The organism is Oceanicola sp. S124 (assembly GCF_000220565.1).
GTDB lineage: Bacteria > Pseudomonadota > Alphaproteobacteria > Rhodobacterales > Rhodobacteraceae > Pseudooceanicola.
Window position 1 is genome coordinate 1 of record NZ_AFPM01000096.1, and the last position, 4,370, is coordinate 4,370.

General features: G+C 66.7%; 5 protein-coding genes. All 5 read right to left on the bottom strand.

All coding sequences use genetic code 11. The features are described 5' to 3' along the window. Positions 1-224: 224 nt before the first annotated feature. On the bottom strand, positions 225-1,619 hold the full coding sequence (gene lpdA / locus OS124_RS0107310; RefSeq protein ID WP_010138807.1) for a dihydrolipoyl dehydrogenase: 1,395 nt from the start codon (positions 1,617-1,619) through the stop codon (positions 225-227). 123 nt (positions 1,620-1,742) lie between these two features. Continuing rightward, positions 1,743-2,162 (bottom strand): MAPEG family protein, encoded by a 420-nt coding sequence (locus tag OS124_RS0107315; protein ID WP_010138808.1) that lies wholly within the window; start codon positions 2,160-2,162, stop codon positions 1,743-1,745. 9 nt (positions 2,163-2,171) lie between these two features. Continuing rightward, positions 2,172-2,561 carry an MAPEG family protein gene (locus OS124_RS0107320; RefSeq protein ID WP_010138809.1) on the bottom strand — a complete coding sequence of 130 codons (390 nt, stop codon included), beginning with the start codon at positions 2,559-2,561 and terminating at the stop codon, positions 2,172-2,174. Then, complete coding sequence (locus OS124_RS26945; protein ID WP_138919461.1) at positions 2,558-3,052, bottom strand: hypothetical protein; 495 nt, start codon at positions 3,050-3,052, stop codon at positions 2,558-2,560. Before OS124_RS26945 ends, OS124_RS0107320 begins: the two co-directional genes overlap by 4 nt. A gap of 104 nt (positions 3,053-3,156) precedes the next feature. After that, positions 3,157-4,370, bottom strand: a 1,214-nt coding sequence (odhB, locus tag OS124_RS0107330) for a 2-oxoglutarate dehydrogenase complex dihydrolipoyllysine-residue succinyltransferase (RefSeq protein WP_010138811.1), incomplete at its 5' end; no start/stop codon positions are given.

The window sequence follows — 4,370 nt, forward strand, 5'->3', positions numbered from 1 at the left end:
GCCCAATGCCTGCACAACGGGCAATATCGAAAGCGCAGCGCCCGCCCCTTGCAGGGGGCGGGCGCTGTCGGTCCGTGTCGATCACATGTGGATCGGGCCGTCTCCGCAGGCCAGAGCCGCTTCGCGCACCGCTTCCGAGAAGGGTGCGCCCCGGTCCGGCAACGCCGGTGAAAGCCCCGGTGGGGCTTTCAAGGGGCAAACGGGCGGAGCCCCGGCGGGGGTGATCACATGTGGATCGGGCCGTCTCCGCAGGCCAGTGCTGCTTCGCGCACCGCTTCCGAGAAGGTCGGGTGGGCGTGGCAGGTCAGGGCCAGGTCCTCGGCGGAGCCGCCGTATTCCATGGTCACGCAGACCTCGTGGATCAGGTCGCCGGCTGCCGGGCCGATGATATGGGCACCCAGCACGCGGTCGGTTTCCTTGTCGACGATCAGCTTGACGAAGCCGTCGCCCGAGAAGACAGCCTTGGCGCGGGCATTGCCCATGAAGGAGAACTTGCCGACCTTGTAGGCGCGGCCCTCTTCCTTTAGCTGCTCTTCGGTCGTGCCGACCGAGGCGACCTCGGGGTGGGTGTAGATGACACCGGGGATCACGTCGTAGTTCACGTGACCGGCCTTGCCGGCGATGACCTCGGCGACGGCCATGCCCTCGTCCTCGGCCTTGTGGGCCAGCATGGGGCCGGCGACCGCGTCACCGATGGCGTAGACGCCCTTGACCGAGGTGGCCCAGTGGGCGTCGGTCTTGACGACGCCGCGCTCGGTCATCTCGACGCCCAGCTCTTTCAGGCCGAGCCCGTCGGTGAAGGCGCGCCGCCCGGTTGCGACCAGCACCACGTCGGCGTCCAGCGTGTGCTCGCTGTCGTCCTTCTTCAGCTTGTAGGTCAGCTTGGCCTTGGTCTTGGTCGCCTCGGCGCCCTGCACGGCGGCGCCCAGGATGAAGTTCATCCCCTGCTTTTTCAGCATCTTCTGCAGGTTCTTCTGCACTTCACCGTCCATGCCGGGGGTGATCGTGTCGAGGAATTCGACCACCGTCACCTCGGCGCCCAGACGTGCGTAGACCGAGCCCATTTCCAGGCCGATCACGCCAGCGCCGACGACGATCATCTTCTTCGGGATCTTCGGCAGGGACAGGGCGCCGGTGCTGTCGACGATCACGCCGGCCTCGTTGTCGATGGTCAGGCCGGGCAGCGAGGAGGGAACGGAGCCCGAGGCGACGATGATGTTCTTGGCCTCGTGGACCTCGTCACCCACCTTGACCTTGCCGGCCTCGGGGATCGAGCCCCAGCCCTTCAGCCAGTCGATCTTGTTCTTCTTGAACAGGAACTCGATGCCCTTGGTGTTGCCGTCGACGACCGACTGCTTGTACTCCTGCATGGTCGGCCAGTCGACTGACGGCGACTTGCCCTTCAGGCCCATGGTGGCGAAGTTGTGCTCTGCCTCGTGCAGCTGGTGCGTGGCGTGCAGCAGCGCCTTCGAGGGGATGCAGCCGACGTTCAGGCAGGTGCCGCCGAGGGTTTCGCGGCCCTCGACACAGGCAGTCTTGAGGCCAAGCTGGGCGCAGCGGATGGCGGCGACATAGCCGCCGGGGCCTGCACCGATGACGATCACGTCGTATTGGGCCATGGGGATCTCCTTCTAGCGTATGGCGCATCGGGCGCCGGGAGTTTTGTCGTTTCGGGGCGGGGAGGGGGCTCTGCCCCCGTCGGTTGGGCCGACTCCCCCGCAGTATTTCGGGCCGCCGGATGATCAGAAGAGCGCGGCGAGGATCATCAGCGTGGTGGCAATCAGCCCAGTCATCCAGAACAGCGAGCGCCAGGGCACCCAGCCGAAGGCATAGGCGGGGATGTAGAGGATGCGGGCGCCCAGGTAGATCCAGGCGCAGGTCGCGGTGAGCGGCGAGGCGGCCTGACCCAGCGTCACCACCGCCACGGCGATGGTGAAGAGGATCAGCGCCTCGAAGTGGTTGTTCATGGCCCGGAAGATGCGGCCCGTGCGCGGACTGACCTGCTCCATCAGCGGCTTGCCCAGTCGGTCCGGATCACGCGGCCCAAGCGTCTTGCCGCGGTCGAGTTCCATGTTCGCGGTGACCGACATCAGCCCGATCTGGAGGACCTGGAGCAGCCCGGCGAGGGCGAGGACGGTGACTTCGGTGGGCAGGGTGCTCATCTCGGGGCCTCAGAAAAATGCGGCGGCATACATGATGATCGTGGCGATGAGCCCGACCATGTAGATGACCGACCGCCAGGGCGCCCAACCATAGGCATAGGCCGGGATATAGAGCGCGCGGGCGGCGGCATAGGTCAGCGCGGCGACGGCGGTGGTGGTCGAGGCGCTGTCCGACAACATCACCAGCACCACGGCTCCGATGAAGAAGGGGAAGTTCTCGGTATGGTTGGCCAGCGCGCGGCGCAGGCGGTTGCAGCGGGTCGAGAGCGGCGGCATCTCGTCGCGCGGGCTGGCGTTGACGTCCGCGCCGACATCGCGGTTCAGCAGGGCCTGGGACCACATGACGAGGACCACATGTTCCAGGGCGACGAGGGTGAGGGCGATGAGTTCGGGGGTCATTGGTCACGTACCTCCGTTTGGGCGGCGAGCAGAAGGCGCTCCGCCGTTTCGAGCGACTTGCCGGTCAGCTCGCCATCGGCGACGAGACCCGAGATCAAACGGGCTTCTTCCGCATTGGCGATCTGACCACGCTTGAGGATGGCCTTGCTGCGCCTGACCGGTGTCAGGGTGTCTGCCCAGACGTCGCGACCCGTGGCCGCAGCGTAGGCCTGAGCCACCTGGGTTGCGCTTTCGGGATCGCGGCGTTCGAGGTCCATCAGCGCGAGACCCATGTCGGACAGGGCCTCTCTGGTGCCGGAGAGAACGCTGGAAGCGTTGCGGCGTCCTTCGGCAATAGCCTCGAGTGCCTCGGATAGAGAGGGTAGGTGCGCGACCAGGTAGTCAGGCCATTCCGGTTCCAAGACGGGACCCAGGATCGCGCAGATAGCCCGCAGGCTTTCATCTGCCCGCGTAATCTCTTTCAGAAGCTGTTCCTGGGTGCGGCGGGGCATGGGGGAGGCTATCTCTGCTGCGGTGCCGTGGCGGGGTGAACCCCGCCCTGCGCGATGCGCGGGCGGGGCCGGTGTCGTAGGGTGGGGTCAACCCACCGTCCGGATTACAGATCCATCAGCAGGCGGCGGGGATCTTCCAGCGCTTCCTTGACGCGCACGAGGAAGGTCACGGCGCCCTTGCCGTCGACGATGCGGTGGTCGTAGCTGAGGGCAAGGTACATCATCGGGCGGATTTCCACCTTGCCGTTGATCGCCATCGGACGGTCCTGGATCTTGTGCATGCCGAGGATGCCCGACTGCGGGGGGTTCAGGATCGGCGAGGACATCAGCGAGCCGTAGACACCACCGTTGGAGATGGTGAAGGTGCCGCCCTGCATCTCGGCCATCGAGAGCTTGCCGTCACGGGCGCGCTTGCCCTTCTCCGCGATCGCCTTCTCGATGTCGGCGAAGGACATCTGGTCGACGTCGCGGATCACCGGAACCACCAGGCCCTGGGGCGTGCCGGCGGCGATGCCCATGTGGACGAAGTTCTTGTAGACCACGTCGGTGCCGTCGATCTCGGCGTTGACCTCGGGCACTTCCTTCAGGGCGTGGACACAGGCCTTGGTGAAGAAGGACATGAAGCCCAGGCGGACGCCGTGCTTCTTCTCGAACATGTCCTTGTACTGGTTGCGCAGGGCCATCACCTCGGTCATGTCCACCTCGTTGTAGGTGGTCAGCATGGCGGCGGTGTTCTGCGCGTCCTTCAGGCGGCGGGCGATGGTCTGGCGCAGGCGGGTCATCTTCACGCGCTCTTCGCGCGCAGCGTCATCGGCGGCGACGGGCGCGCGCGGTGCGGCCGCGGGCGCGGCGGGGGCCGACTTGGCCGCCGACAGGGCCTTGGCCACGTCGTCCTTCATGATGCGGCCGTCCTTGCCGGTGCCGGTGACCTGGTCGGGCGACAGACCCGCTTCGGCCATGGCCTTCTTGGCCGAGGGCGCATCCTCGACATCCTTGCCACCCGAGGCGGCAGGGGCTGCGGCAGGCGCGGCCTCGGACTTCGGAGCGGCGGTTGCGCCACCCTTGCCCGAGGTCATCTCGGCCAGCTGGCCGCCAGCCTCGACGGTTTCGCCTTCTTTGGCCAGGATCTTGGTCAGGGTGCCGGCGGCCGGGGCGGGAACCTCGACGGAAACCTTGTCGGTTTCCAGCTCGCAGAGCATCTCGTCGGCCTCGAAGCTTTCGCCTTCCTTCTTGAACCAGGTGGCGACGGTGGCCTCGGTCACGGATTCACCCAGGGTGGGGACCATGACCGGCACGGTTTCGCCGCCGGAGGCAGGCG

Excerpts from the sequence above, each read along its gene's own strand:
- OS124_RS26945 (WP_138919461.1), bottom strand. The coding sequence starts at position 3,052 with ATGCCCCGCCGCACCCAGGAACAGCTTCTGAAAGAGATTACGCGGGCA.
- OS124_RS0107315 (WP_010138808.1), bottom strand. The coding sequence starts at position 2,162 with ATGAGCACCCTGCCCACCGAAGTCACCGTCCTCGCCCTCGCCGGGCTG.
- lpdA (WP_010138807.1), bottom strand. The coding sequence starts at position 1,619 with ATGGCCCAATACGACGTGATCGTCATCGGTGCAGGCCCCGGCGGCTAT.
- OS124_RS0107320 (WP_010138809.1), bottom strand. The coding sequence starts at position 2,561 with ATGACCCCCGAACTCATCGCCCTCACCCTCGTCGCCCTGGAACATGTG.